General features: G+C 38.3%; 23 protein-coding genes and 1 other annotated feature. Of the genes, 7 read left to right on the forward strand and 16 right to left on the reverse strand.

The features are described from left to right. Nucleotides 1-111: 111 nt before the first annotated feature. The 3 genes from pheT to NP781_RS15730 form a co-directional block, all read right to left on the reverse strand. Nucleotides 112-2,529, reverse strand: coding sequence for a phenylalanine--tRNA ligase subunit beta (pheT, locus tag NP781_RS15720; protein WP_257520333.1), 2,418 nt, complete (start codon nucleotides 2,527-2,529; stop codon nucleotides 112-114). A gap of 12 nt (nucleotides 2,530-2,541) precedes the next feature. Next, complete coding sequence (gene pheS / locus NP781_RS15725; protein WP_004226385.1) at nucleotides 2,542-3,579, reverse strand: phenylalanine--tRNA ligase subunit alpha; 1,038 nt, start codon at nucleotides 3,577-3,579, stop codon at nucleotides 2,542-2,544. A 390-nt stretch (nucleotides 3,580-3,969) separates the two neighbouring features. Further along, entirely contained in the window at nucleotides 3,970-4,734 is a 765-nt protein-coding gene (locus NP781_RS15730) for a TrmH family RNA methyltransferase (RefSeq protein WP_257520334.1), read from the reverse strand. Between the two features lie 173 nt (nucleotides 4,735-4,907). Between NP781_RS15730 and NP781_RS15735 the strand changes: the two genes are divergently transcribed. Further along, nucleotides 4,908-5,303, forward strand: coding sequence for a (deoxy)nucleoside triphosphate pyrophosphohydrolase (locus NP781_RS15735; RefSeq protein WP_221680954.1), 396 nt, complete (start codon nucleotides 4,908-4,910; stop codon nucleotides 5,301-5,303). A gap of 7 nt (nucleotides 5,304-5,310) precedes the next feature. Here the strand turns inward: NP781_RS15735 and NP781_RS15740 are convergent, their stop codons facing one another. The 3 genes from NP781_RS15740 to NP781_RS15750 all read right to left on the reverse strand — a co-directional run bounded on the left by NP781_RS15740 (nucleotide 5,311) and on the right by NP781_RS15750 (nucleotide 8,579). Continuing rightward, a complete protein-coding gene (locus NP781_RS15740) occupies nucleotides 5,311-6,288 on the reverse strand; it encodes a sensor domain-containing diguanylate cyclase (RefSeq protein WP_257520335.1) in 978 nt (325 codons plus the stop codon). A 24-nt stretch (nucleotides 6,289-6,312) separates the two neighbouring features. After that, nucleotides 6,313-7,104 carry an alpha/beta fold hydrolase gene (locus tag NP781_RS15745; protein ID WP_221680956.1) on the reverse strand — a complete coding sequence of 264 codons (792 nt, stop codon included), beginning with the start codon at nucleotides 7,102-7,104 and terminating at the stop codon, nucleotides 6,313-6,315. 125 nt (nucleotides 7,105-7,229) lie between these two features. Continuing rightward, nucleotides 7,230-8,579 carry an FAD-binding oxidoreductase gene (locus NP781_RS15750; protein ID WP_257520336.1) on the reverse strand — a complete coding sequence of 450 codons (1,350 nt, stop codon included), beginning with the start codon at nucleotides 8,577-8,579 and terminating at the stop codon, nucleotides 7,230-7,232. 152 nt (nucleotides 8,580-8,731) lie between these two features. Between NP781_RS15750 and NP781_RS15755 the strand changes: the two genes are divergently transcribed. From NP781_RS15755 to NP781_RS15765, 3 genes are all read left to right on the forward strand, one after another. Next, nucleotides 8,732-10,141 (forward strand): glycoside hydrolase family 18 protein, encoded by a 1,410-nt coding sequence (locus NP781_RS15755; protein WP_257520337.1) that lies wholly within the window; start codon nucleotides 8,732-8,734, stop codon nucleotides 10,139-10,141. A gap of 131 nt (nucleotides 10,142-10,272) precedes the next feature. Next, entirely contained in the window at nucleotides 10,273-10,437 is a 165-nt protein-coding gene (locus NP781_RS15760; RefSeq protein ID WP_004226371.1) for a YfhD family protein, read from the forward strand. Nucleotides 10,438-10,449: 12 nt separating this feature from the next. After that, nucleotides 10,450-10,641: an H-type small acid-soluble spore protein gene (locus NP781_RS15765; RefSeq protein ID WP_004226369.1), complete on the forward strand. Its 192-nt coding sequence runs from the start codon at nucleotides 10,450-10,452 to the stop codon at nucleotides 10,639-10,641. A 44-nt stretch (nucleotides 10,642-10,685) separates the two neighbouring features. Here the strand turns inward: NP781_RS15765 and NP781_RS15770 are convergent, their stop codons facing one another. Together NP781_RS15770 and NP781_RS15775 are read right to left on the reverse strand one after the other, a co-directional pair. Further along, nucleotides 10,686-12,830 (reverse strand): bifunctional diguanylate cyclase/phosphodiesterase, encoded by a 2,145-nt coding sequence (locus NP781_RS15770; protein WP_257520338.1) that lies wholly within the window; start codon nucleotides 12,828-12,830, stop codon nucleotides 10,686-10,688. Between the two features lie 198 nt (nucleotides 12,831-13,028). Continuing rightward, nucleotides 13,029-13,556, reverse strand: coding sequence for an RNA polymerase sigma factor (locus NP781_RS15775; protein ID WP_221680959.1), 528 nt, complete (start codon nucleotides 13,554-13,556; stop codon nucleotides 13,029-13,031). Nucleotides 13,557-13,794: 238 nt separating this feature from the next. On the opposite strand from NP781_RS15775, the gene sspI reads away from it, so the two are divergent. Both sspI and NP781_RS15785 read left to right on the forward strand, forming a co-directional pair. Further along, nucleotides 13,795-14,004 carry a small acid-soluble spore protein SspI gene (gene sspI, locus NP781_RS15780; RefSeq protein ID WP_004226361.1) on the forward strand — a complete coding sequence of 70 codons (210 nt, stop codon included), beginning with the start codon at nucleotides 13,795-13,797 and terminating at the stop codon, nucleotides 14,002-14,004. 78 nt (nucleotides 14,005-14,082) lie between these two features. Further along, complete coding sequence (locus NP781_RS15785) at nucleotides 14,083-15,462, forward strand: FAD-binding oxidoreductase (protein WP_221680960.1); 1,380 nt, start codon at nucleotides 14,083-14,085, stop codon at nucleotides 15,460-15,462. A 47-nt stretch (nucleotides 15,463-15,509) separates the two neighbouring features. On the opposite strand, the gene NP781_RS15790 is transcribed toward NP781_RS15785, so the two are convergent. From NP781_RS15790 to NP781_RS15805, 4 genes are all read right to left on the reverse strand, one after another. Continuing rightward, entirely contained in the window at nucleotides 15,510-15,953 is a 444-nt protein-coding gene (locus tag NP781_RS15790; protein WP_257522544.1) for a GNAT family N-acetyltransferase, read from the reverse strand. 339 nt (nucleotides 15,954-16,292) lie between these two features. Next, nucleotides 16,293-17,258 carry an ornithine carbamoyltransferase gene (argF, locus tag NP781_RS15795; protein ID WP_004226343.1) on the reverse strand — a complete coding sequence of 322 codons (966 nt, stop codon included), beginning with the start codon at nucleotides 17,256-17,258 and terminating at the stop codon, nucleotides 16,293-16,295. 310 nt (nucleotides 17,259-17,568) lie between these two features. Continuing rightward, entirely contained in the window at nucleotides 17,569-18,657 is a 1,089-nt protein-coding gene (locus NP781_RS15800) for a M42 family metallopeptidase (RefSeq protein ID WP_257520339.1), read from the reverse strand. 94 nt (nucleotides 18,658-18,751) lie between these two features. Further along, nucleotides 18,752-19,237: a dUTP diphosphatase gene (locus NP781_RS15805; RefSeq protein WP_221680970.1), complete on the reverse strand. Its 486-nt coding sequence runs from the start codon at nucleotides 19,235-19,237 to the stop codon at nucleotides 18,752-18,754. Between the two features lie 105 nt (nucleotides 19,238-19,342). Between NP781_RS15805 and NP781_RS15810 the strand changes: the two genes are divergently transcribed. Continuing rightward, nucleotides 19,343-19,735: a sigma-w pathway protein ysdB gene (locus NP781_RS15810; RefSeq protein ID WP_221680971.1), complete on the forward strand. Its 393-nt coding sequence runs from the start codon at nucleotides 19,343-19,345 to the stop codon at nucleotides 19,733-19,735. Between the two features lie 26 nt (nucleotides 19,736-19,761). Here the strand turns inward: NP781_RS15810 and NP781_RS15815 are convergent, their stop codons facing one another. From NP781_RS15815 to infC, 4 genes are all read right to left on the reverse strand, one after another. Then, nucleotides 19,762-20,025: a DUF1294 domain-containing protein gene (locus NP781_RS15815; protein WP_257520340.1), complete on the reverse strand. Its 264-nt coding sequence runs from the start codon at nucleotides 20,023-20,025 to the stop codon at nucleotides 19,762-19,764. A gap of 187 nt (nucleotides 20,026-20,212) precedes the next feature. Next, on the reverse strand, nucleotides 20,213-20,572 hold the full coding sequence (gene rplT, locus NP781_RS15820) for a 50S ribosomal protein L20 (RefSeq protein ID WP_004226314.1): 360 nt from the start codon (nucleotides 20,570-20,572) through the stop codon (nucleotides 20,213-20,215). 57 nt (nucleotides 20,573-20,629) lie between these two features. Beyond that, entirely contained in the window at nucleotides 20,630-20,830 is a 201-nt protein-coding gene (gene rpmI / locus NP781_RS15825; protein ID WP_004226312.1) for a 50S ribosomal protein L35, read from the reverse strand. A 31-nt stretch (nucleotides 20,831-20,861) separates the two neighbouring features. Beyond that, nucleotides 20,862-21,365: a translation initiation factor IF-3 gene (gene infC, locus NP781_RS15830; RefSeq protein WP_016994853.1), complete on the reverse strand. Its 504-nt coding sequence runs from the start codon at nucleotides 21,363-21,365 to the stop codon at nucleotides 20,862-20,864. 95 nt (nucleotides 21,366-21,460) lie between these two features. Continuing rightward, nucleotides 21,461-21,609, reverse strand: a sequence feature (ribosomal protein L20 leader region). Nucleotides 21,610-21,672: the final 63 nt, after the last annotated feature.

Consider the following 21,672-nt stretch of genomic DNA (forward strand, 5'->3'; position numbering starts at 1 on the left):
CCACTTTTCAGATCATCTCTCATTTGAGCAGATTCTTCACCTTTTAGATCATCATCTTCACCATTTTCAAACAAAAAAAGACTGCCTCGTAAGACAGTCTTTTTTCATATATTAGCGTACTTCTGTGCCTGCAATCGTAGCAATCGCTTTTAACACTTTGTTATGTGCGGCCACTACCTCTTCGTCTGTTAAAGTACGTTCTGGATCAAAGTATGTGAGTGAGAAGGCAACCGATTTTTTACCTGGTTCCATTTTCTCCCCTTCGTAAACATCGAATACGCGGATATCTTTTAATAGTTTCACACCCGCTGCGTCAATTGCTTCCATTACTTCGCCCGCTGTTGTTGTACGGTCCATAATAAGAGCGATATCACGAGACATAGCTGGGAAACGAGGCACTGGTGTGTAGGCAAGTGGTGCTTCTTGTGCTGTTGCATTTAGTAGCGCCACTAAATTCATCTCCATTACATACGTGTCTTTTACTCCCCATGCTTTTTGCTCTGCTGGGTGAAGTCCACCGATGATGCCGACTTGCTTGCCATCTAATAAAATGCTAGCCGTACGACCTGGATGTAAGCCATCCACTTGTGATTTCACAAATGTCATGCGATTTTCTAAGCCAAGTTTGCCAATGACACCTTCGACGATACCTTTTAGCACAAAGAAATCTACAGCTTTTTTCTCACCTTGCCAAGCATGGTCTAGCCATTTGCCAGTTAATACTGCTGCCACATGCTCTTCCTCATAAGGTTGCCCCTCATCTGATTGACCAAGGAACACGGAACCAATTTCATATAAAGCCACGCCTTCAGCTTGACGTGCAACATTATACGCAGCTGCTTCGATTAAATGTGGAATAAGGCTTTGACGTAATGTAGAACGTTCCTCACTCATTGGCATAAGCAAGCGAGTTACCGGCTCTGCTTTCAAAGCAAAACGTTGCGACAATGCATCCGACGTTAACGAATAAGTTACCGCTTGATACAGGCCAGCCCCTTCCATGTAATGACGAACAACACGGCGATTTGCTTGATAAGGTGATAAATTACCTACTTGTGTTGCACCCTCTGGTAATGTCATTGGGATTTCATCATAACCATAAAGACGAGCAATTTCCTCCACGATATCCTCTTCAATTTTAATATCTTGGCGACGTGTGGGTGCATCAATAATTAATAAACCATTTGCTGCCTCTACACCAAATTTTAAACGCTCTAAAATAGAAAGCATATCTTCTAATGCAATCTTCATACCTAAACGTTCATTAATAAAATCTGGGGAAACGACTACTCGCGCTGGTGTTTTATCCAACTCATCTACTAAACACGTACCTTCTAATACTTCGCCTCCTGCTAATTCAGCAAGTAGAGCGGCAGCACGTTCAGCAGCTGGTAAGACACGATTTGGGTCTACCCCTTTTTCGAAACGAGCCGATGCATCTGAACGTAGGCCAAGATGACGAGACGTTTGACGCACTGTTAAACCATCAAAATAGGCTGACTCAATGACAACAGTCGTAGTTGAATCTGTTACCTCTGAATTAGCACCACCCATTACACCAGCAATAGCTACTGGCTCTTTGCCATTTGTAATGACTAAATCTGAAGCTTTTAATGTACGTTCTTGGTCATCTAATGTTGTAATTTTTTCACCTTCTGTTGCTTTACGAACAACGATTTCACCTGTTGCTAGGCTATCATAGTCAAAAGCATGTAGAGGTTGACCATATTCCATTAATACATAGTTCGTTACATCTACAACATTATTGTGTGGACGTACTCCCGCAGCCATTAAACGATTTTGAAGCCATATTGGTGATTCACCGACTTTTATGTTTTTCACAACTTTTGCCACATACATAGGATTTGCTTGTAAATCTTCCACATGAAGCTTTAGGTAATCCTGTGCTTTTTCACCAGCAGTTTGGTAGGAAATTTTTGGATATTGAATTTCCTCTGAAAGAATGGCACCTACTTCATAAGCTACACCTAGCATTGAAAGAGCGTCAGAGCGATTAGGTGTTAGGCCTAACTCTAGCACTGTATCGCGTAAGCCTAAAATCGCAAGTGCATCTGAACCTACTTCTGCCTCCGCTGGCAGTACGTAGATACCCTCTGAATAAGCCTTAGGAACAAGTTTCCCTTCGATTCCAAGCTCTTGTAAGGAACAAATCATTCCGTTCGATTCATGACCGCGAAGTTTTGCTTTTTTGATTTTAATGCCACCTGGTAAATGTGCACCTGGACGAGCAACTATGACTTTTTGACCAGCATCAACATTCGGTGCACCACAAATTATTTGTTGTGGTTCTACTTCTCCAACATCAACTTGACAAATATTTAACTTATCAGCCTCTGGATGTTTCTCCTTAGAAACTACGTAACCAACTACAACTTTATCCATAGCATTAGCACGATCAATTACTGCATCTACTTCGATCCCAGAGCGTGTAATTTTTTCTGCTAATAGCTCAGGTGCTAAGTCCTGCGTATTGATATAATCTTTTAACCATTCTAATGATACTAACATGTTTTATCCCCCTTACGCTTCTGTTCGCTCGAATTGTGATAAGAAGCGAGTGTCACTTGTATAGAAATGACGAATATCGTCAACACCATATTTCAACATCGCAATACGTTCTGCACCAATACCAAATGCAAATCCTGAAACTTTCTTTGGATCATAGCCAGCCATTTCTAATACGTTTGGATGCACCATACCAGCTCCTAGAATCTCAATCCAGCCAGTGCCCTTACATACGTTACAGCCAGCTCCACCACATTTGAAACAAGAGATATCCATCTCTACTGATGGCTCAGTAAATGGGAAGAAGCTCGGACGTAGTCGAATTTCGCGGTCTGCACCAAACATTTTTTTCGCTAAAGTATCTAATGTTCCTTTAAGGTCACTCATGCGAATATTTTCGCCAATGACTAAACCTTCAATTTGCATAAACTGATGTGAATGTGTTGCATCATCATTATCACGTCGGAATACTTTACCAGGACAAATTATGCGAATCGATTCACCTTTTTTGGCTTCCATCGTACGAGCCTGTACTGGTGAAGTATGGGTACGTAATAATATTTCCTCGGAAATATAGAACGAATCTTGCATATCACGAGCTGGATGTCCTTTTGGTAAATTTAGTGCTTCAAAGTTATAGTAATCCTTCTCCACTTCTGGACCTTCAGCAATTTCATAGCCCATTCCAATAAATAAATCTTCAATTTCTTCAATGACACGTGTTAAAGGGTGACGGTTCCCCACTTTAATTTCACGACCTGGTAAAGTGACATCAATCGACTCACTCGCTAATTTTTCAGCAATGGCTGCCTCTTCCAACACGGTAATCTTTGTTTCTAATACTGCCGTTACATTTTCACGGACATTATTCACTAAAGCACCCATTTTCGGACGTTCTTCAGCTGATAATTTCCCCATCCCTTTTAGTAAATCAGTAATAGGTCCTTTTTTTCCTAAATACGCAACACGTACTTCATTCAATTCTTTTAAATTTGCAGCTGCTTCAATTTTAGCAAGTGCTTCTTGCTCTAATTGTTTTAATTGCTCTTCCATGTTAAAACCTCCTCAGAAAATAAATGCCTGCTTTTTAGACATAAAAAAACTCGCCCCTAAAAAGGGACGAGGACATTTTCGCGGTACCACCCTAGTTATTGCAAAGCAAAGCCTTACAATCACTTCATTGACATAACGACTTGAGAAAGCCGGCTCACCTTTACAGCATGACACTGGTCCCGGTAGCTGCTCGCGGGCTGAATTCAAAACTGCATTGAAACGGCGTTGGCTCTCAATCTCTGGCCTACGCTCCCTGTCGTCCATTCGCAATCTTTACTACTTCCCGGTCAAAGCATTTATTATTTAAACTTACATTTTAGAATAAATTATACAATATGGGGCTGTAGCAAATCAAGAGACAACTGCCTCAATCCCACAATGATCAATTTATTACTTGGCAAAGCCATATAAAACAATGCCTGTGGCTACTGCTACGTTTAATGATTCAGCCTGTCCAAAAAGAGGAATGATCATATTTTGATCTGTCATCGCTAATAACTGAGGCTGAATGCCACTTCCTTCATTCCCCATGATAATCGCAAATGCACCCGTATGCTGAATATCACTATACGGCACCGCTTCCTCATCTAATGCAGTACCAAATACTGGTACACCTTGTCCCTGTAATATATCTATCCAATCTGCTAAATCTCCACGCACTACCGGAATATGGAAGTGGGAGCCTTGAGCCGCACGTAGTGTTTTAGGATTATAAAGGTCAGCACAGCCTTTTCCTAAAATTACAGCATCTAAACCTGCAGCATCTGCTGTACGAATCATTGTTCCAATGTTACCAGGATCTTGGACAGCATCAATTAATAACACTTTTCGCCAAGTAGTCATCACATTATCCTCTAAGACGGGCTGTTTACATACAGCAAAAACACCTTGGGAAGTTTCTGTCTCCGCGAATTCCTTCGCTACCGCAGTCGATACCTCTACAATAGCTACATCATCGATTGGCCATAACATTGGCAAATCTATACCTTCACGCACTATAATTTGTAATACTTGCTTTTTATTTTTTAATGCTTCTTCAACAAGATGAAAGCCCTCTACTAGGAATTCACCCGAACGTTCACGCTCTTTTCTTGTAGTCGCTAACTTTTTCCAATATTTCACTAACGCATTTTGCGTAGATTCAATTCTCTTCATCGCTACCTCTTACCGCCTTTTTCCTATATATTGACCACTATTATACCCTACGAAATGGCAAATTTCATAGCTAAGTAAGAAAACTGTTATTTTCCTGTGGTGGCAAGTGGCGTACAACTTAAACATGCTATAATCATACACATAATAATGAAGACACAAAGTGGGGTATATAAATGAAAAAAACAATACATGTAGTAGGGGCTATTATTGAAAATGAGCAACAAGAAATTTTCTGTGCTTTAAGAAATCCCCAAATGGTTTTAGCAAATTATTGGGAATTCCCTGGTGGTAAAATAGAGCGGGGCGAAACACCAAAACAGGCCCTTTATCGAGAAATTCTTGAGGAATTTAACTGTAAGATTCAAGTAGGTAAACAAGTGGCTGTAACGCTTCATGAATACGAACAATTTTTCGTTCATTTAGAAACATACAAAGCTTCAATTATAAAAGGCACACCCCAAATTTTAGAACATGCTGAAGCAAGATGGGTTCCCCGCAACCAATTGCTTGATCTCCCATTTGCTCCAGCAGATCTTCCTTCTATTCAAAAATTAATAGCCGAATTGTAAAAGCTATTCACTTTATCTCATGAAAATGAGTCACTTTGTTTCGTCCATGCTCTTTCGATTCATACAATGCTTCATCTGCTTTTTTTATCAATGTCGTCTCTGTATCTTCTGAAGTTACTGTGGCAATTCCCATACTGATCGTAAGACTGCCTGTTGGCCAACGATCCTGCTCCACGGTGTGTCTAATTTTTTCGCCGATTTCTTTTGCCTCAGGTATCTCGATCTCTGGTAAGATGATAATAAACTCCTCCCCACCATAACGAGCGACGATATCTTCTAGACGTACTTGTATTTGTAATAGTTGTGCCAATTGAACGAGGACATCGTCTCCAACTTGATGACCATATGTATCATTGACCTTTTTGAAATGATCGATATCTAAAATGCATAACGAAAAAGATTTTGCTGTCTCATGAAAACGATTAAAATGTTGTTCGAGTTGTTCCTGGAAAAATCTCCTGTTTTTCAAGCCAGTCAGTTTATCAGTCATTGATAATTCTACTAAAGCAGTATTCATTTCCAATAATTTCGCCTGCTGATGTTCTATTTCTACATGAATTTGCTCCAAATTAGCTAATGCACGATCCTTTTCTTGATAGGCAGCCTCAAGTAGTTTTTTGGCTGATCGTAATTCTTGTTCATAATCTATACGCTTTTTCATCTTTACTAAAATGCAATCAATTCGCTCTACCATATCCTCTTTGTACAATTTAGCATTCATTAAAAACGGAACCGACATCCCGTCCTTCTGTTTGAAATGAATGAATAATTCCTCTACTTGTCCCTCTAGATTAATCATAGGATAAAAATAAGAGTGAAAAATCATCTTATTGGGCGTAGATAGAAGAATTTCTAGATGCATATGTAATAATTCCTCTTGCTCATAGCCGATCCAATCTAGCAGGGTTTGATTGATTTCTGAAATAAGCCCTTCATGTGTGATGGAAAGAAATCCACATGGAGCATTGTTAAGTCGTTTTTCCATTGTTGATAATCCTTTCATTTTTCCCTACAAAAAATCTGCAATACATTGTATCGTTTCATTTGGGTGACTAATATGTGGATAATGACCTTTTGCTTCCATTAATTGTAACGTACTATTTTTGAGATGATGATGCAAATAATCTCCAACACCAATTGGCACAATACTATCTTCCGAGCATTGGATAATTAACGAAGGAACGGAGACCTTTGATAATTCACTACGATGATCAGATAAAAATGTGACCTCAGCAAATTCTTTTGCAATGATAGGGTCTGCTGCTATAAAGGTTTGCTTCAGTTCCTGTGTTAATGCTGGCTGTTCAGGATTACTCATTGCAATTGGTGCCATATAGCTGGCCCAACCTGTAAAGTTCATTTCCATCATGTCTAATAACTCCGCTATATCACTTCGCTCAAAACCCCCTCGATAACCATCATCATTTAAATAACACGGAGAAGGACCAATCATAATCAATTTCTTAAAATAGTCAGGGTGCTGGATAGATGCGAGCAGTCCTATCATGGCACTAATGGAATGCCCGACAAAAATACTATTTTGTAATGATAGCGTTTCAATAATGTCCAATACATCTTGGACATAGCCCTGTAACGATTGATATTTTTCTGATGAATAGGCATTTGTATCTGAGTTACCTGAGCCTACATAATCGAATAATATAATCTGATATTTGTCCATAAATGCAGGCGTAATGAAACGCCACATATTTTGATCACAGCCAAATCCATGTGCAAAAATAAGCGGTTGGTCTCCTTGTCCGAGTATTGTTACATTATTACGAACAACAACATTTTCCATTCCGATCAATCCTTTTAGAAATATATGTAATAGTTTTATTGTGACCCCTTATACAGTATTTATCAAGCTAAAACGTGAAAATCAAAAAGGAGCAGGAGTGACGCTTCACCTGCCCCATTCTCCAGCTACAACCACTTCCTAATAGGTGGGATACTCTGCTGAAATTGAAATATATTATACGGATCATATTTTGTTTTCACTTCACGAAGCCTTCTAAAATTGTGTCCGTAATAGGCTGTATGCCAGTCCTGAATATATCGATCTGGAAAATTCACATAATCACCAGCCGTATAAGGTGATAAAGCTTGACGTAAATTTTCTACCCACTTAATATTTTGTTCTTCCTCTTTCGGGTTTTCCCAGGAAGTATTATATTCTTGAGCTATTATCGCATTGCGATAGTAATAGGCTGTATGCTGGGGAGCAATTTCACCTACTGCTCCTCTTAAAGACTGTTGCCATATTGTTGTAGTTGAATTAGGTGCATGGGCTAAAAATTCTATCATTCTTTGAATCGCCTTATATGGAAACGGTCTCTCCAAAAATGACCCGGATCTTTTTCGAAAGGCAGGCTGATTGCCGCTTGGTAAATCAAAAAATTCTATTGCCTTGCTATATGGCACTTCCTTTATCCAAATACTTGTTGGCATGCCTGTTTTTCTAAGAGGGCGAAGCAATTTCTTTAATTCAGCTGCTGTTCCTATAAACTCACCTTGTGCGACTAGTTCACCTACTTCCTTTGTTTTTAGCTCAATCTGTGAAGTTAGACGCTTATCTGTATAGGGGGCCCATTTTTGCCATGCATCAAAGGCCACTTCAAAGTCATCCCATCCCCATGTAATAGAAAAGAGTGATACTTTATTAATCGCATGAAGCTTGAATGTCAAAGAAGTGACTATACCAAAATTGCCTCCTCCTCCACCACGACTTGCCCAAAACAGATCATGATGTTGTTGCTTATTCGCTCTGATTACCTGAGCACCCTCATGTTCACTAGCAACCACCGTTTCGATTTCAATTAGATTGTCACAAGTTAATCCAAACGGTCGTGATAGCATCCCTATCCCCCCTCCAAGGGTCAAACCGACCACCCCAACACTACTTTCTGTACCAGCAGGAATGGTAACACCTTGCTCCCATAATGTACGGTATACGATTCCCATATTAGCTCCAGCATCAATTCTAGCCGTCATTTCTGAGAGATTTACTGAAATATCATTCATATCACTTACATCAATGACAAGCCCTTTATTTACTAAAGAAAAATTTTCATAGCTATGACGACCACTTCGAATTCTGAAAGGCTCGTTGTTTTCTCTAGCCCATTTTAAGGCATTAACCACATCTTTCGTTTCTTGACAAAACACAATGACACTCGGATATTTTGGATTATTTAGATTATTATTCGTTCTCGCTTGTTCATAATCCGAATCTTCCGGCGTGACGATTCTTCCTGTGAGCTTCGCCTTTTTCAACATCAAGCCCCTTTCTCACAATGATACTTATCCTATGCAACTCATTGAGAAAGAATTTGACTTTTCAACTATTTTACTGGACTCACACTAAAATACTCTTTTTCACACTTGAAACATATGATGCACTAATAACAACGTGTTGGAGGTGTTCTATGCTTATCCATGTGGTAAGTGCTGGCGAAACACTGTGGCAAATCGCTAATCGTTATGCTGTACCCGTTCAATCGATTAGCCAATTAAATGCATTAGCTACTCCTGATCAATTAGCCATCGGACAATCACTGGTTATCCCTTCTCCTTATACAATTTATACGGTTCAAAAAGGAGATACGTTATGGTCCATCGCACAGAAATTTAGCGTTCCCTTGCAATCTATCATAATAGAAAACCATCTAACGAATCCCGATCTATTAACACCTGGAACGAAATTAATTATTCCACCCATTGTTCATAACGTGCAGCCAGGAGAAACTTTATGGCAAATAGCACATCGCTATGGTACGACCGTTCAAGCCATTGCAGTAAAAAATAATCTAAACAATCCCAATATGCTTTATGTCGGTTCACAATTTATGATCCCAAGAAAATTACCGATGATTGAAGTCAATGCTTATTCCTACCAACCTTCAGAAGAAGCTGTAGACTCCATTAATGCTATTGGTCATCTACTAACTTATTTTAGTCCTTTTGCTTATAAGATGAAGGAAGATGGGACATTACAGCCCATTAATGATGAAAATATGATAGCGGCAGCAGAGGCTAAACATATTATCCCGATGTTAACGCTCACTAATTTTACTTCTACAGAAGAAGGCTCTAATTTAGCACATGTCGTCTTGTCCAATGCAGAGTTACGTAAAAAGGTCATGAATAATGTGTTACAGGTGATGCAAGATAAAGGTTATCAAGTATTAAATATTGATTTTGAAAATGTTTTACCTGCTGATCGCGAAAATTTCAATGCCTTTATTCAATTGGCTGTGGATACCCTTCATCCAAAAGGCTATTTAGTTTCAACAGCGCTCGCACCTAAAACAAGTGCTTCACAAACTGGGACATTATATGAAGCGCATGATTACGAAGCACATGGGAGAATAGCAGATTTTGTTGTATTAATGACATATGAATGGGGCTATCGTCTTGGCCCTCCACAAGCCATTTCCCCCATTAATGAAATGCGAAGAGTCGTGGAATATGCTTTAACCGAAATACCAGCTGATAAAATCTTATTGGGTTTTGAATTGTATGCGCGTGATTGGCTCTTACCTCATGTCAAAGGCCAAGAAGCCGAAACATTTAGCCCGCAGGAAGCGCTCAATAGGGCCATCAAGTACGGGGCAACAATTCAGTATGATCCAACGGCACAATCTCCTTTTTATCGATATGTTGATGAGCAAGGAAGGCAGCACGAGGTATGGTTTGAAGATGCGAGAAGTGCACAAGCCAAATTCGACATGACTAAACATTACAACTTACGTGGCATTAGCTATTGGGCATTAGGATTCCCGTTTCCTCAAAATTGGGTTTTATTAAACGATAATTTTTCTGTTAAAAAATCTTAATACTCATTATTGTTCGCAATAAACAAAGAGCTATGCGAATTATTCCTTGTGAAGTGCGATCTGTGCTGACGGGATAAAAAGTTCATTTCAAAGCCATATTAATTTATATCAACAGGAAAGGAGCAACTCACATGGGAAGAGACAATAAACAAGGTCAAAGCAATAATAAAGGCTCATTACCTCAAACGCCGAAAAACCAAAAGATTGCACCAAATAAGGTGAGTGAGGAATTTTCTCAAGAGTTTATGGAGCTAATTAATACAGTCACGCAAAATAAGAATAAGCAGAAAAAATAAGGGGGGCTTCAGTTGGATTTTCAGCGTGCTCAAGAAATTGTCGCCTCACCTTTAGAATTTGAAGTGAGCTATAATGGCGTTTCCATCTGGATCGATCAGCTCCACGATGATGAAAAAACAGCGACAGTTCACCTACGCCGTTCTTTAGAAGAGCGATCTGAAGTAGCTATATCCGAATTAAAAGAAGAATATCTCGTTCACTAAACAGCAAGAACCTGCTTACTCAATAGTAATAAGCAGGTTCTTTTTTAAATAATATAATCTTCAATATATTGAAGTTGTGTTAATACTTCCTCCACACGATGATGTAAATCTTTATAGGTTTCGGTAATTTGCTGAGGGGATATTGGCTTACTGAATAGATAGCCCTGAATATAATCACAGCCACCATCTATTAGAAAAGATAATTGCTCCACTTCTTCAATGCCCTCTGCCACAACCTTCAAACGTAAATGTTTAGCCATCGAAATAATCATGGAAACAAGTGCTTCATCATTTGGATTATGTGGCACGTTTCTCACAAATGTTCGGTCAATTTTTAAACAATCAATTGGGAATTCCTTTAAATAAGAGAGAGAGGAATAGCCTGTTCCAAAATCATCTACAGCAATTTGGATACCTAATGCCTTTAACTCATGTAATAGCTGTGTCATTTGATCAATATTCATGGTCATACTTTCTGTAATTTCTAATTGTAAAAATGACGGATCTAAATTGGTACGTTGTAAAATATCTTGTACCATTTCTACTAAATCCTGTTGAAATAACTGGCCAAGTGATAAATTTACTGCCACTTTCATTGGAGGTAAGCCTTGTTTCTCCCATGCTTTCGCTTGTGTGCATGCGGTTTCTAAAATCCATTTACCTAGCGGGATAATAAGGCCACATTCTTCAGCAATAGGAATAAAGACATCAGGTGGAACAAAGCCCCGCGTTGGATGACGCCAGCGTACCAAAGCTTCGACCGATTCGATGGTACCTGTCTTTAAGTTGACCTGTGGTTGATAGTCTAAATAAAATTCATTATTGGCTAACGCATTATGTAAGTCTTGCTCTAACAATATTCGATCTGCAATACCTTTAGACATATACGGTTTATAAAAAAGAAATCTTTGAGGTATTTGTCTAGCCTCTCGCATCGCTAACTGTGCATGCATTAATAGCTCTTCACCAGTCCATTGCTCCTCATAGAGAGCAATCCCAATATTTAGACTGCCATTTAATGAAAATAATTGGACCTGTAAAGGATCTGTCATGGCACTTTTAAGATTTAAGCAAAATTGCAGTAGTTCCTCAATCGTCTTTACATGGTCAATATAAATAACAAATTGTCCCTCACGCAGTTTAGTTGCAAAATAATGTGGAGGTACAATCGATTGAATTCGTTCTGCAACAAGTTTCATCATTGTATTAGAGTTACTTATACCAATGGACGAACGAATTGCCGCAAAGCGATCAATTTCTATGGCAATGATAGCCTTTTGGGCTTTATGTTCATGTAAATTTTCTTTTAACGTCTTTAGTAGTAAATGTTCATTTGGCAACAATGTAATATCATCATGATAAGCTTGAAATCGAAGTTCCTGTTGAGATTGTTCAAGATCCTTTTTAATTTTCAACAGCTGCTGAAATGGTTTTTCCACAGACGTATAATAAATCGCCTTTAGGAAAAAATAGAATGCTAAAAACTGATAGATCAGTGCTGAGAAATCCCATATTGCATTTTGATCTTGACTAACAATAAAGAAGATATCACTCACAATGAGAGAAATAGCTGCGCTAATGAGCCACATGGAACGCTTCGGTAATTTTTTTACATATGTACTAACAATAGCAATGGTTAAAATTTGAAGAATAATAGCAATTAGATGTACCATATTATCAATCGTATCTAACCAATTTTCAGGCAATATTTTGGGCGAATTATAAGCCAGAAAAACGCTTCCTAGAACGAAAAGCATCGAACAACCATATGTCAGTATCCGATGATTCATGGTTAATCGCTTTTTAGGGTTTAAAATAATAAGTATAAATCCAATGGCTAAGTACAAACGCATTAATATATGTAGAGGCTCGTTCATAAAGTTCCATTCTCTAGATTGGCTAAAAAACAAGCTAATTAATTCTAATAAGGCAATAATGAAAAACATGTTTCCTATGTATAAAGTTTGATTGGATAATAAGTGTGAAAATACTAAATAGGATTGGATCGCAATTGCCATTGTAAAAACGATGATTAATACTTGTATCACCAGTTTTATATCTTGATACATGTTACCTTGGAAAACACCATATATTTGATTGCTAAAGCTCAGTAATGGTATGACAAGTAATAAGGGTAATACCATGTACCAAATCTCTTTTTTCTCTATCTGATTAAACCATCTCTCCACTCCAAACCCTCCATACTACTATATAAACATTCACTAGGAAATTTTATCTATCTATATCGATTATTTAAATTTGAATTGTATATTTCTTTGACTTCTTACAAATCATAACACTTTTATCGGAATTTGTATGCACCTATATGAAGTATGCTAATATTCATTTTATTTCAATATTAGCATACTTTTGATATTTTTAGTTCTTTATTCCACCCTGAAAAGTTGCTGTTTCAATCTCTGGATGATTCTACCTCTTCTTTTTTTAATAGCAACAGCGGATAAGCCTAATGCATTAGCTATTTCTTGATCACTGTAACCTTCTGCATAATAAAGTAGTAATATTTCTCTTTCTATCTGCTTAAGCTGAGACAACTTAATCTCAAGTAAGCTAGGATTTTTTTGATTGTCCCAACCCTCCAAGTCATTAAGAATAAAATTGAGTGTTTCACCATCAACAACCGTTATTCGCTCTGTATAGTTTTTTTCCCTTGATAATTCATTTAGAATCTCACCTTTTATCGAAGAATAAAGATAAGCAGAAAATTGTCCCTTTGCTGGATCTGCTTTTAGCCATGCCCTCCATACAGCAATAGAAGCGATATGACGATAGTAATCAAAATCCTTGTAAATATGGAGCTGCGTGAAAATGGCTGTAATCATTGGTTGCACTGCCTCTAAAATTTCTTCAAAAGATTGTGTTAATGAAAGCTTGTGATCGTTGCGAATAGACATACCACTCTTCCTGTCAACTGTGCACAGTTCAATATTCCTAGGTAACACAATCTTAGACTGTCATGTTGCTTGAGAGCTAATGCCCATTTTCAGCATTTCAGCGCGCAGAAAGAATAAAATGCCTGGCATATTTAGTCATAATTCCCCCAAAGTTATTACAAAAATTATCTATTTTCTTTGGTATTTCATACATATTTAAACGTTAGTTGGACAAATTACTACTAAGGAGGCGATATAGATGAATTTTCAAATAAGAGATGCAATTACAGCGAATGTACATGGTCAATCTGCCGCAGAATTTAAAGACATTGTGGAAGATGCTATTAATCGTGGAGAAGAGCATTTACTACCAGGGCTTGGGGTGTTTTTTGAAAAATGGTGGAAGCAATCCAGTCCATCAGAACAAGATGAATTTGTTCAAAAATTAGAAAAAGTATTTGCTAACTGATTTTTAATGAACTGTGCATTCCATTTCCAATAAATGCGTGATAAAGTTTTACTTATCAGAAAATTTGGAGGGATTGGAATGACTGTTGCAGTAGAATTACTTGTCAATCAACTCAAACAGGTTTTATTAGAAGAACAAGTGTCAACAAACGAAACGGTACGACAGCTACATGGAAAGGATGAATCTCATCATATGATGAGATTACCTGATATCGTTGTCTTTCCCCGTTCCACAGCTGATGTCAGTGCCATCTTAAAAATTGCACATGCACAACGTGTACCAGTTGTACCATTCGGTGTTGGCTCCAGCTTAGAAGGAAACGCGATTCCTATTGCACATGGTATTTCTATTGATTTCTCTGAAATGAATACGATATTAGAAGTTCGACCTGATGACCTTCTAGTAAAAGTTCAGCCTGGCGTCACACGCTCTCAGCTGAATAAGGAGTTAAAAAAACACGGTCTACAATTCACAGTGGATCCAGGTGCAGATGCAACACTAGGTGGCATGGCTGCGACGAATGCTAGTGGTACGACTGCTGTGCGTTACGGTGTTATGCGTGATCAGGTTCGTGATTTAGAGGTTGTCCTTGCAGATGGCTCTGTCATCCATACAGGTAATTTAGCCGCGAAATCCTCTTCTGGTTATCATTTAAATGGTCTATTTGTCGGCTCTGAAGGAACACTTGGCTGCTTTACGGAGTTAACGTTAAAAGTGTATGGTATACCTGAATTTGTGACAGCGGGGCGAGCTGTTTTTGACACAGTCGGAGATGCTGTGAGTGCTGTTACCGCCTTATTACAGGCTGGTAGTTCAATTGGTCGAGTGGAATTGGTCGATGAATCCTCTATGAAGCAGGCCAATGTCTATAACGATACATCCTTTAGCGAAAAACCAACATTGTTTTTAGAATTCCACGGAAACGAAGCGGGTATGCATGCGGACATCGCATTCGCTACAGAAATTTTTGAAGACTACAGCTGTCTATCCGTCGAATTCGAACAAGATAATGCTGCTCGTAACAAGCTTTGGGAAGCACGACATTCTTTAGCCTATGCATATATTCATGCTTATCCTGGTAAGAAGCTCATGTCAACGGATGTCTGTGTACCAATCTCTGTGCTTGCCGAAACCATTTTATATGCACGAGAACAGCTTGATCATGTTGGACTCGCAGGTGGGCTTGTTGGCCATGTGGGCGATGGAAATTTCCATGCACTTTTAATGTTAAATCCAAATGACGCCGAGGAGCAGGCAAAAGCGGATCGCTTCAATGAACAAATCGTGCAATATGCATTACTTCGAGGTGGCACATGTACAGGCGAGCATGGTGTTGGCATTGGCAAAATGAAATACCAAGCCACTGAGCACGGTACCTCTTTAGTCGTCATGAAAAGCATAAAAGCAGCACTTGATCCACTTAACATTATGAATCCAGGAAAGATTTTCACTCTATAATTAACATTAAAACCCGCTGATTGACTAGAATATCAGCGGGTTTATCATTATAAATCATAACGGAAGCTCTTAACTAATATATCTCCCTTGTAAAATTCTTTCGACTCATCTCGCACAAAACCTAATGATAAGTAAAGATTAATGGCAGCCTGCATCATATCACCTGAGTGTAAATAAAGTGCCTGATCCTGTCTCTTTCTTGCAAAGGCTAAACTTTCATTTAATAATTTCTTAGCAACCCCTTGCCCTCTTCCTTTTGGATGCACACCTAATAAGCGCACAATCGTCGATTGAATATTTAGCTCTGGCAGGCCATACGCTTTCCCTGCATCCGTAAATAGTTGTAATCCACCTAATATATCATCTCCGCGTTTTGCAATAAGAATTGTCTCTGCATTCGGATTACCAACCGAAGCATGGATATCACTTAAATATGATTGCCAGTGCTCTGGGTCAAAAAATTTCTCCTCGCGCTCACTATTAACTTCCATTTGATGGGCAATAAAATCTATTTTTCTTGTTTCTAAACTTAGTAATAAACTCACCCCTTCATTACTCATTTAACCTATTATATAAATAATTCCTTATATTCTCTATAACTTATAAGAAAACTATGTTTTATATTTTGACAAAGAAAAAAAGTAACCCAGCGTCTCCCAGGTTACTTTACTATGTAGCGATGTAGCCATCCATCTTGACAACAAACATCGCACGTGGTGAACATCCCTCTGTCTGCCTACCACTTTTATGTTATTTACATGAACACCCTCTGTTGTCCATGTAAACTCTATCTATCGTACTTCTCAACTCGAGAAAGCATATGTCTAAATTTAAGCTAAAATCGATGCTAATACAGCTTTTTGTGCATGCAATCTATTTTCAGCTTGCTCAAAGATGTAAGAATTAGGTCCATCAATAACTGAAGTTGCAACCTCTTCCTCACGATGTGCTGGTAAGCAATGCAAGAACATATAATTTGGTTTTGCATAGGCTACTAGCTCATCATTAATTTGATAGCCAGCAAAGTCTTGTAAACGTTTTGCTGCTTCTTCCTCTTGACCCATAGATGTCCAAACATCTGCATAGACGACATCTGCATTTAATACTGCTTCAACAGGATCATTCGTGATCATAATCGTACTGCCATTTGCTGCCGCAATCGCCTGTGCTTTAGCGATGACTTCCCCATCACATTCATACCCTACAGGAGTCGCAACAGCTACATTCATGCCAACGTGTGCTGAAGCTACTACGAGTGAGTGTGCTACATTGTTGCCATCTCCTACATAGGCAATTTTAAGTCCTTTTAACATGCCTTTATTTTCTGCAATCGTCTCTAAATCAGCTAATGCCTGACAAGGATGATAAATATCCGTTAATCCATTAATAACTGGGATTACTGCATGCTCCGCCAGCTCTTTGACCATTGCGTGAGAGTTTGCACGAATCATAATACCATCTAAATAGCCCGATAATACATGGGCTGTATCATAAATCGATTCGCCACGACCAATTTGCAAATCACGCGCATGCATAAACATACTTTTTCCACCTAATTGATTCATACCAACTTCAAATGAAATACGTGTACGAGTTGAATGCTTTTCGAAAATCATTCCAAGCGTTTTACCTTCTAATAATCTTGGGCATTTCCCCTCTTTTGTAATCATTTTAAGCTGTGTTGCTAATTCAATAAGATCTTGAACCTCTTGACTTGTATAGTCTAGCAAAGTTAGTAGATCTTTTCCTTTTAAACTAGACACTAACTTTAACTGTACTTCTTCGAGTAATTTCATAGCCTTCGCTCCTTATATCGTTGCTGTTGAAATTAGTATAACATGCATAAATATAAAATCAACTGAATTTTTATAATTAATTTTTATTCTTATTTATTTGTTATTAAATGTGACAAAAATTCGTCAAAGCGAATATTTATGCATTTATAACTTGTTTATGGATAAGGTACTAAAATGTATCAAAGGTACAATGTGTAAAAATAGTTTGGGAGCTTTGTCACTATTGGTAGCAGAGGGAGAAAATTTAATACTAAAAATAATGAAAAGCCCCCTAACAACATTTGTTAGAGGGCAAGTCCATTTCTTCTAATTATTCAAAAGTAATTTTATTGACTGCATCACGATCTAATTTTTTAATGACTTCTACCATTAATTTAACGGCATTATCATAATCATCACGATGTAGGATACCTGCATGTGAATGGATATAGCGTGTCGCAATACCAATTGATAGTGCTGGTACACCATTTGCTGTTACGTGGATGGAGCCAGCATCTGTACCACCGCCAGCCATCGCTTCAAATTGATATGGAATATTGTGCTCATCTGCTACATCTAATACGAATTCACGTAAGCCACGATGTGAAACCATAGATGCATCATACACAACGATTTGAGGGCCTGCACCCATCTTACTCGTTGATTCTTTTGCTGTAACTCCAGGAGTATCTCCTGCTACACCTACGTCTACTGCAAATCCTATATCTGGTTGGATTTTATGTGTAGTAGTTTTAGCACCGCGAAGTCCAACTTCTTCTTGTACATTCCCTACAGAATAGAGAATATTAGGGTGCTTTTCATTTTGTAACGCTTTCATAACATCAATCGCAATTGCACAGCCGATACGGTTATCCCAAGCTTTAGCTAATAGATACTTATCATTTTTCATTACATTAAACTCAAAGTACGGTGTTACCATATCGCCAGGACGAACGCCCCACTCAAGAACTTCATCTTTAGAAGCTGCACCAATGTCGATAAACATATCTTTAATGTCTACTACTTTATTACGTACATCAGCAGGTAAAATATGAGGTGGCTTTGAACCAATAACCCCAATCACTTCATCGCCCTTACGTGTAGTAATCGTTACACGCTGTGCAAGCATAACTTGGCTCCACCAGCCACCTACTGTTTGGAATTTGATAAAGCCTTTGTCATCAATTTGTGTAACCATGAAGCCTACTTCATCCAAATGTCCTGCCACGACGATTTTAGGACCGTTTTCATTGCCAATTTTTTTAGCAATGACACTACCTAAGTTATCTGTTTCTACAGTATCTGCATATGGTGCAATATATTTTTTCATGACCTCACGCGGTGCACGTTCATTGCCTGCAATACCATTTGCATCTGTTAAATCTTTAAACATTTGTAATGTTGGATCTAGTTGTGTCATCCTTTTGCCTCCTACTTCTTGTATCTATTTTATTATACTTCGTTTACCGAAATATTCCTAGCTTAATCGTCTGAAAATTGGTGTATTTCTTAATTTAATAACCTGAACGCTGCCGATGATAATTTTCTTGATTTTTTTCAAGATAAGCACTTACCACATCCTCAAATGTAAAACCGAGATTATACGCTAGTAACCCATAGTATTGCCAAATAGCTAAATAACGCTCCTCTGTAGGTTGATGAATAAATGCTAAAATAGCACTTTGTGTTTCTAAAAAAGTAGCCGTTAAATCTTTGTTCTCTTCTACGAAAGGCCACATTTCAATCGATGTATAGCCCTTTAATAAGCCAAGAGATAAGATAAAATGAATCGAATCTACATATTCTTCTAAAATGACTTCACGTGCTGATGGTCCCTTTGTGCTCCAAAATTTAAAGCAACGTGTTTCATTAGCAAGCTCAGCTAGCTCCACTAGTAAGGCTAAGCCCTTTTCCTGAAACACATCTTGCTGAATATTTTGTGTTTGCTCGATAAAATCATCAAGCTCTTTTTGCATGGTAAACAATTGTTGTAAATTCATTTTTTTCTCCTAAATTTCTAAAAAATTTTTTATAAAAAGTGAAACTATTTGACCCTTCTAATCGTATAGGAAAGAATAACCTTTCTTCAAGGGGGAAATTTAAACATGTTGCCGTTACTAATTCGACTTGCTGTAATAGCGCTTATTATCTATGTATTTTACAAAGCGATTCGTTATATAACCGATCCTAAACGCAAACTTGATGAAGCCTATGAAAAAGGCCAGTATTATTTCTATGATGACGTTAAAAATGTCCGAAAAAATTTCTTTATTTCTTATAAGGGTGCTCTTTTTGAAGGTGAAAAATACCTAGGCACAACAGAGGATGCATTTGAGGTTGTAACCATTTTCGTCGGTGCGCGTGATGCTGCAACATTACAAGGCTTCAGCAAAAGCGACTTTGAATATTTGCAGCAAGAAATATTATTGAACTATCCAAGCGCCAAAATCAATTGGAAGCAGCCCATTGAACAGCTTATGCGAAACACATCCCCATAATGAGGATGTGTTTTAATTATTCTCATTTATGTCCACAGCTGCACAATGATAAAAATTTGTATGGCTGCAAGTAGGGGAAAACCAAATGCAAAGTGGTTATGACGTGTTTTGTGGCGGAATAAATACATACCCAATACACCCCCAACTGCCCCTCCTGCTATGGCTAGTGTAAATAATGTACGCTCTGCTATACGCCATTCATGATTCTTTGGGCGCGATTTATCCATCCCCATTAAAATGAGCAATACAATTGATACAATGCTCATATAAGCTAATAATGCTTGTCCCATTTCTTACTCCTTTAAAACCGTGATACTATTAATCTAACACAAAAAAGACTGATGGAAAAACCCATCAGTCTTTTTATCGCATTTGTGTCATTTTGCACCTGTCGCTACGCTTTCGGTGCAGAAAATTCCTCTTTTGCACCTGTCGCTGCGCTTTCGGTGCAGAAATAACAGTTAATGTTGTCAGCTATTATTTAGCTACTGCTTTTTTAGCAGCGTCTGCTAATTGAGTGAATGCTGCAGCATCAGTTACTGCAAGGTCAGCTAACATTTTACGGTTAACTTCGATACCTGCAACTTTTAAACCGTGCATTAAACGGCTATAAGAAAGACCGTTCATACGAGCAGCTGCGTTGATACGAGTGATCCATAATTTACGGAAATCACGTTTTTTCTGACGACGGTCACGGTATGCATATTGACCTGATTTCATTACTGCTTGGTTAGCAACTTTGTATAATGTATGTTTTGAACCATAGTAACCTTTAGCTAATTTCAATACTTTTTTACGACGTTTGCGCGTCACTGTTCCGCCTTTTACGCGTGGCATATGAATTACCTCCTGCTTTTCATTTAAAAATGAATGTTAGTATTTTTTTGTAGTCAATTATTTCATGTATACAAGTAAAGATTTGATGCGTTTGAAGTCACCAGATGATACGATGTTCGCTTTACGTAGGTGACGTTTTTGTTTCGTAGATTTGTTTGCGAATAAGTGGCTTCCATAAGCACGGTCGTATTTTAATTTACCTGAACCCGTTTTTTTGAAACGTTTCGCAGCTCCACGGTGAGTTTTCATTTTTGGCATGTCGAATTCCTCCTAAACTGTTCGTCTAATATTATTTCTCGTTCTTTGGTTGAAGAACTAAGAACATGCTTCGGCCTTCCATCTTCGGTTTTTGTTCTACCGTTGATACTTCAGCACAAGCTTCAGCAAAACGATCTAACACACGTTGACCAATCTCTTTGTGTGTGATCGCACGACCTTTGAAACGTAGGCTACATTTTACTTTATCGCCTTTTTCAAGGAATTTAATCGCATTACGTAACTTCGTTTGGAAATCATGCTCATCGATTGTTGGGCTCAAACGAACCTCTTTCATTACGATGACCTTTTGATTTTTACGAATTTCACGGTCTTTCTTTTGCTGTTCAAACTTAAATTTACCATAGTCCATGATACGAGCGACTGGCGGCTTGGCTTGAGGGGCCACAAGGACAAGATCCAAGTTTACACGAGCGGCGATTTCTAGCGCTTCATTACGTGTCTTTACACCAAGCTGGTCACCATTGTGATCGATTAATCGAAGTTCACGTGCGCGAATGCCTTCGTTTACATACATGTCTTTGCTAATAGTAATCCACCTCCAAGTAGTTGTCGCGAATACATGGTTTGGGCAAAGCCTTGCCCGGTTGAACGGTACATCCTCTCGTCATGTCCATAAAAAAAGGACGGACATTTTTGAAGATGTCCGCCCGCTATATGTGCATGCGCAAGTCTACGCAAAACAATTCAACGTGTCATACCTGTTCACAGCCTTTAAAGCGTTGTATCAGGTGAGAAGCGGGCAGCCTCTACTTCAACCACAAACTTTGTATTCATTAACCTTAACTATATTAGCATGTATATGATAAGCTGTCAAATATTTA

The sequence above is a fragment of the Lysinibacillus sp. FN11 genome (genome assembly GCF_024628845.1).
In the GTDB taxonomy this organism is placed as follows: domain Bacteria; phylum Bacillota; class Bacilli; order Bacillales_A; family Planococcaceae; genus Lysinibacillus; species Lysinibacillus capsici.

Bases quoted from the DNA above. Each gene is read 5' to 3' on its own strand.
- pheT (WP_257520333.1), bottom strand. From the start codon at position 2,529: ATGTTAGTATCATTAGAATGGTTAAAAGATTATATCAATACGCAGGAC.
- pheS (WP_004226385.1), bottom strand. From the start codon at position 3,579: ATGGAAGAGCAATTAAAACAATTAGAGCAAGAAGCACTTGCTAAAATT.
- NP781_RS15730 (WP_257520334.1), bottom strand. From the start codon at position 4,734: ATGAAGAGAATTGAATCTACGCAAAATGCGTTAGTGAAATATTGGAAA.
- NP781_RS15735 (WP_221680954.1), top strand. From the start codon at position 4,908: ATGAAAAAAACAATACATGTAGTAGGGGCTATTATTGAAAATGAGCAA.
- NP781_RS15740 (WP_257520335.1), bottom strand. From the start codon at position 6,288: ATGGAAAAACGACTTAACAATGCTCCATGTGGATTTCTTTCCATCACA.
- NP781_RS15745 (WP_221680956.1), bottom strand. From the start codon at position 7,104: ATGGAAAATGTTGTTGTTCGTAATAATGTAACAATACTCGGACAAGGA.
- NP781_RS15755 (WP_257520337.1), top strand. From the start codon at position 8,732: ATGCTTATCCATGTGGTAAGTGCTGGCGAAACACTGTGGCAAATCGCT.
- NP781_RS15760 (WP_004226371.1), top strand. From the start codon at position 10,273: ATGGGAAGAGACAATAAACAAGGTCAAAGCAATAATAAAGGCTCATTA.
- NP781_RS15775 (WP_221680959.1), bottom strand. From the start codon at position 13,556: ATGTCTATTCGCAACGATCACAAGCTTTCATTAACACAATCTTTTGAA.
- sspI (WP_004226361.1), top strand. From the start codon at position 13,795: ATGAATTTTCAAATAAGAGATGCAATTACAGCGAATGTACATGGTCAA.
- NP781_RS15785 (WP_221680960.1), top strand. From the start codon at position 14,083: ATGACTGTTGCAGTAGAATTACTTGTCAATCAACTCAAACAGGTTTTA.
- NP781_RS15790 (WP_257522544.1), bottom strand. From the start codon at position 15,953: ATGGAAGTTAATAGTGAGCGCGAGGAGAAATTTTTTGACCCAGAGCAC.
- argF (WP_004226343.1), bottom strand. From the start codon at position 17,258: ATGAAATTACTCGAAGAAGTACAGTTAAAGTTAGTGTCTAGTTTAAAA.
- NP781_RS15800 (WP_257520339.1), bottom strand. From the start codon at position 18,657: ATGACACAACTAGATCCAACATTACAAATGTTTAAAGATTTAACAGAT.
- NP781_RS15805 (WP_221680970.1), bottom strand. From the start codon at position 19,237: ATGAATTTACAACAATTGTTTACCATGCAAAAAGAGCTTGATGATTTT.
- NP781_RS15810 (WP_221680971.1), top strand. From the start codon at position 19,343: ATGTTGCCGTTACTAATTCGACTTGCTGTAATAGCGCTTATTATCTAT.
- NP781_RS15815 (WP_257520340.1), bottom strand. From the start codon at position 20,025: ATGGGACAAGCATTATTAGCTTATATGAGCATTGTATCAATTGTATTG.
- rplT (WP_004226314.1), bottom strand. From the start codon at position 20,572: ATGCCACGCGTAAAAGGCGGAACAGTGACGCGCAAACGTCGTAAAAAA.
- rpmI (WP_004226312.1), bottom strand. From the start codon at position 20,830: ATGCCAAAAATGAAAACTCACCGTGGAGCTGCGAAACGTTTCAAAAAA.
- infC (WP_016994853.1), bottom strand. From the start codon at position 21,365: ATGTATGTAAACGAAGGCATTCGCGCACGTGAACTTCGATTAATCGAT.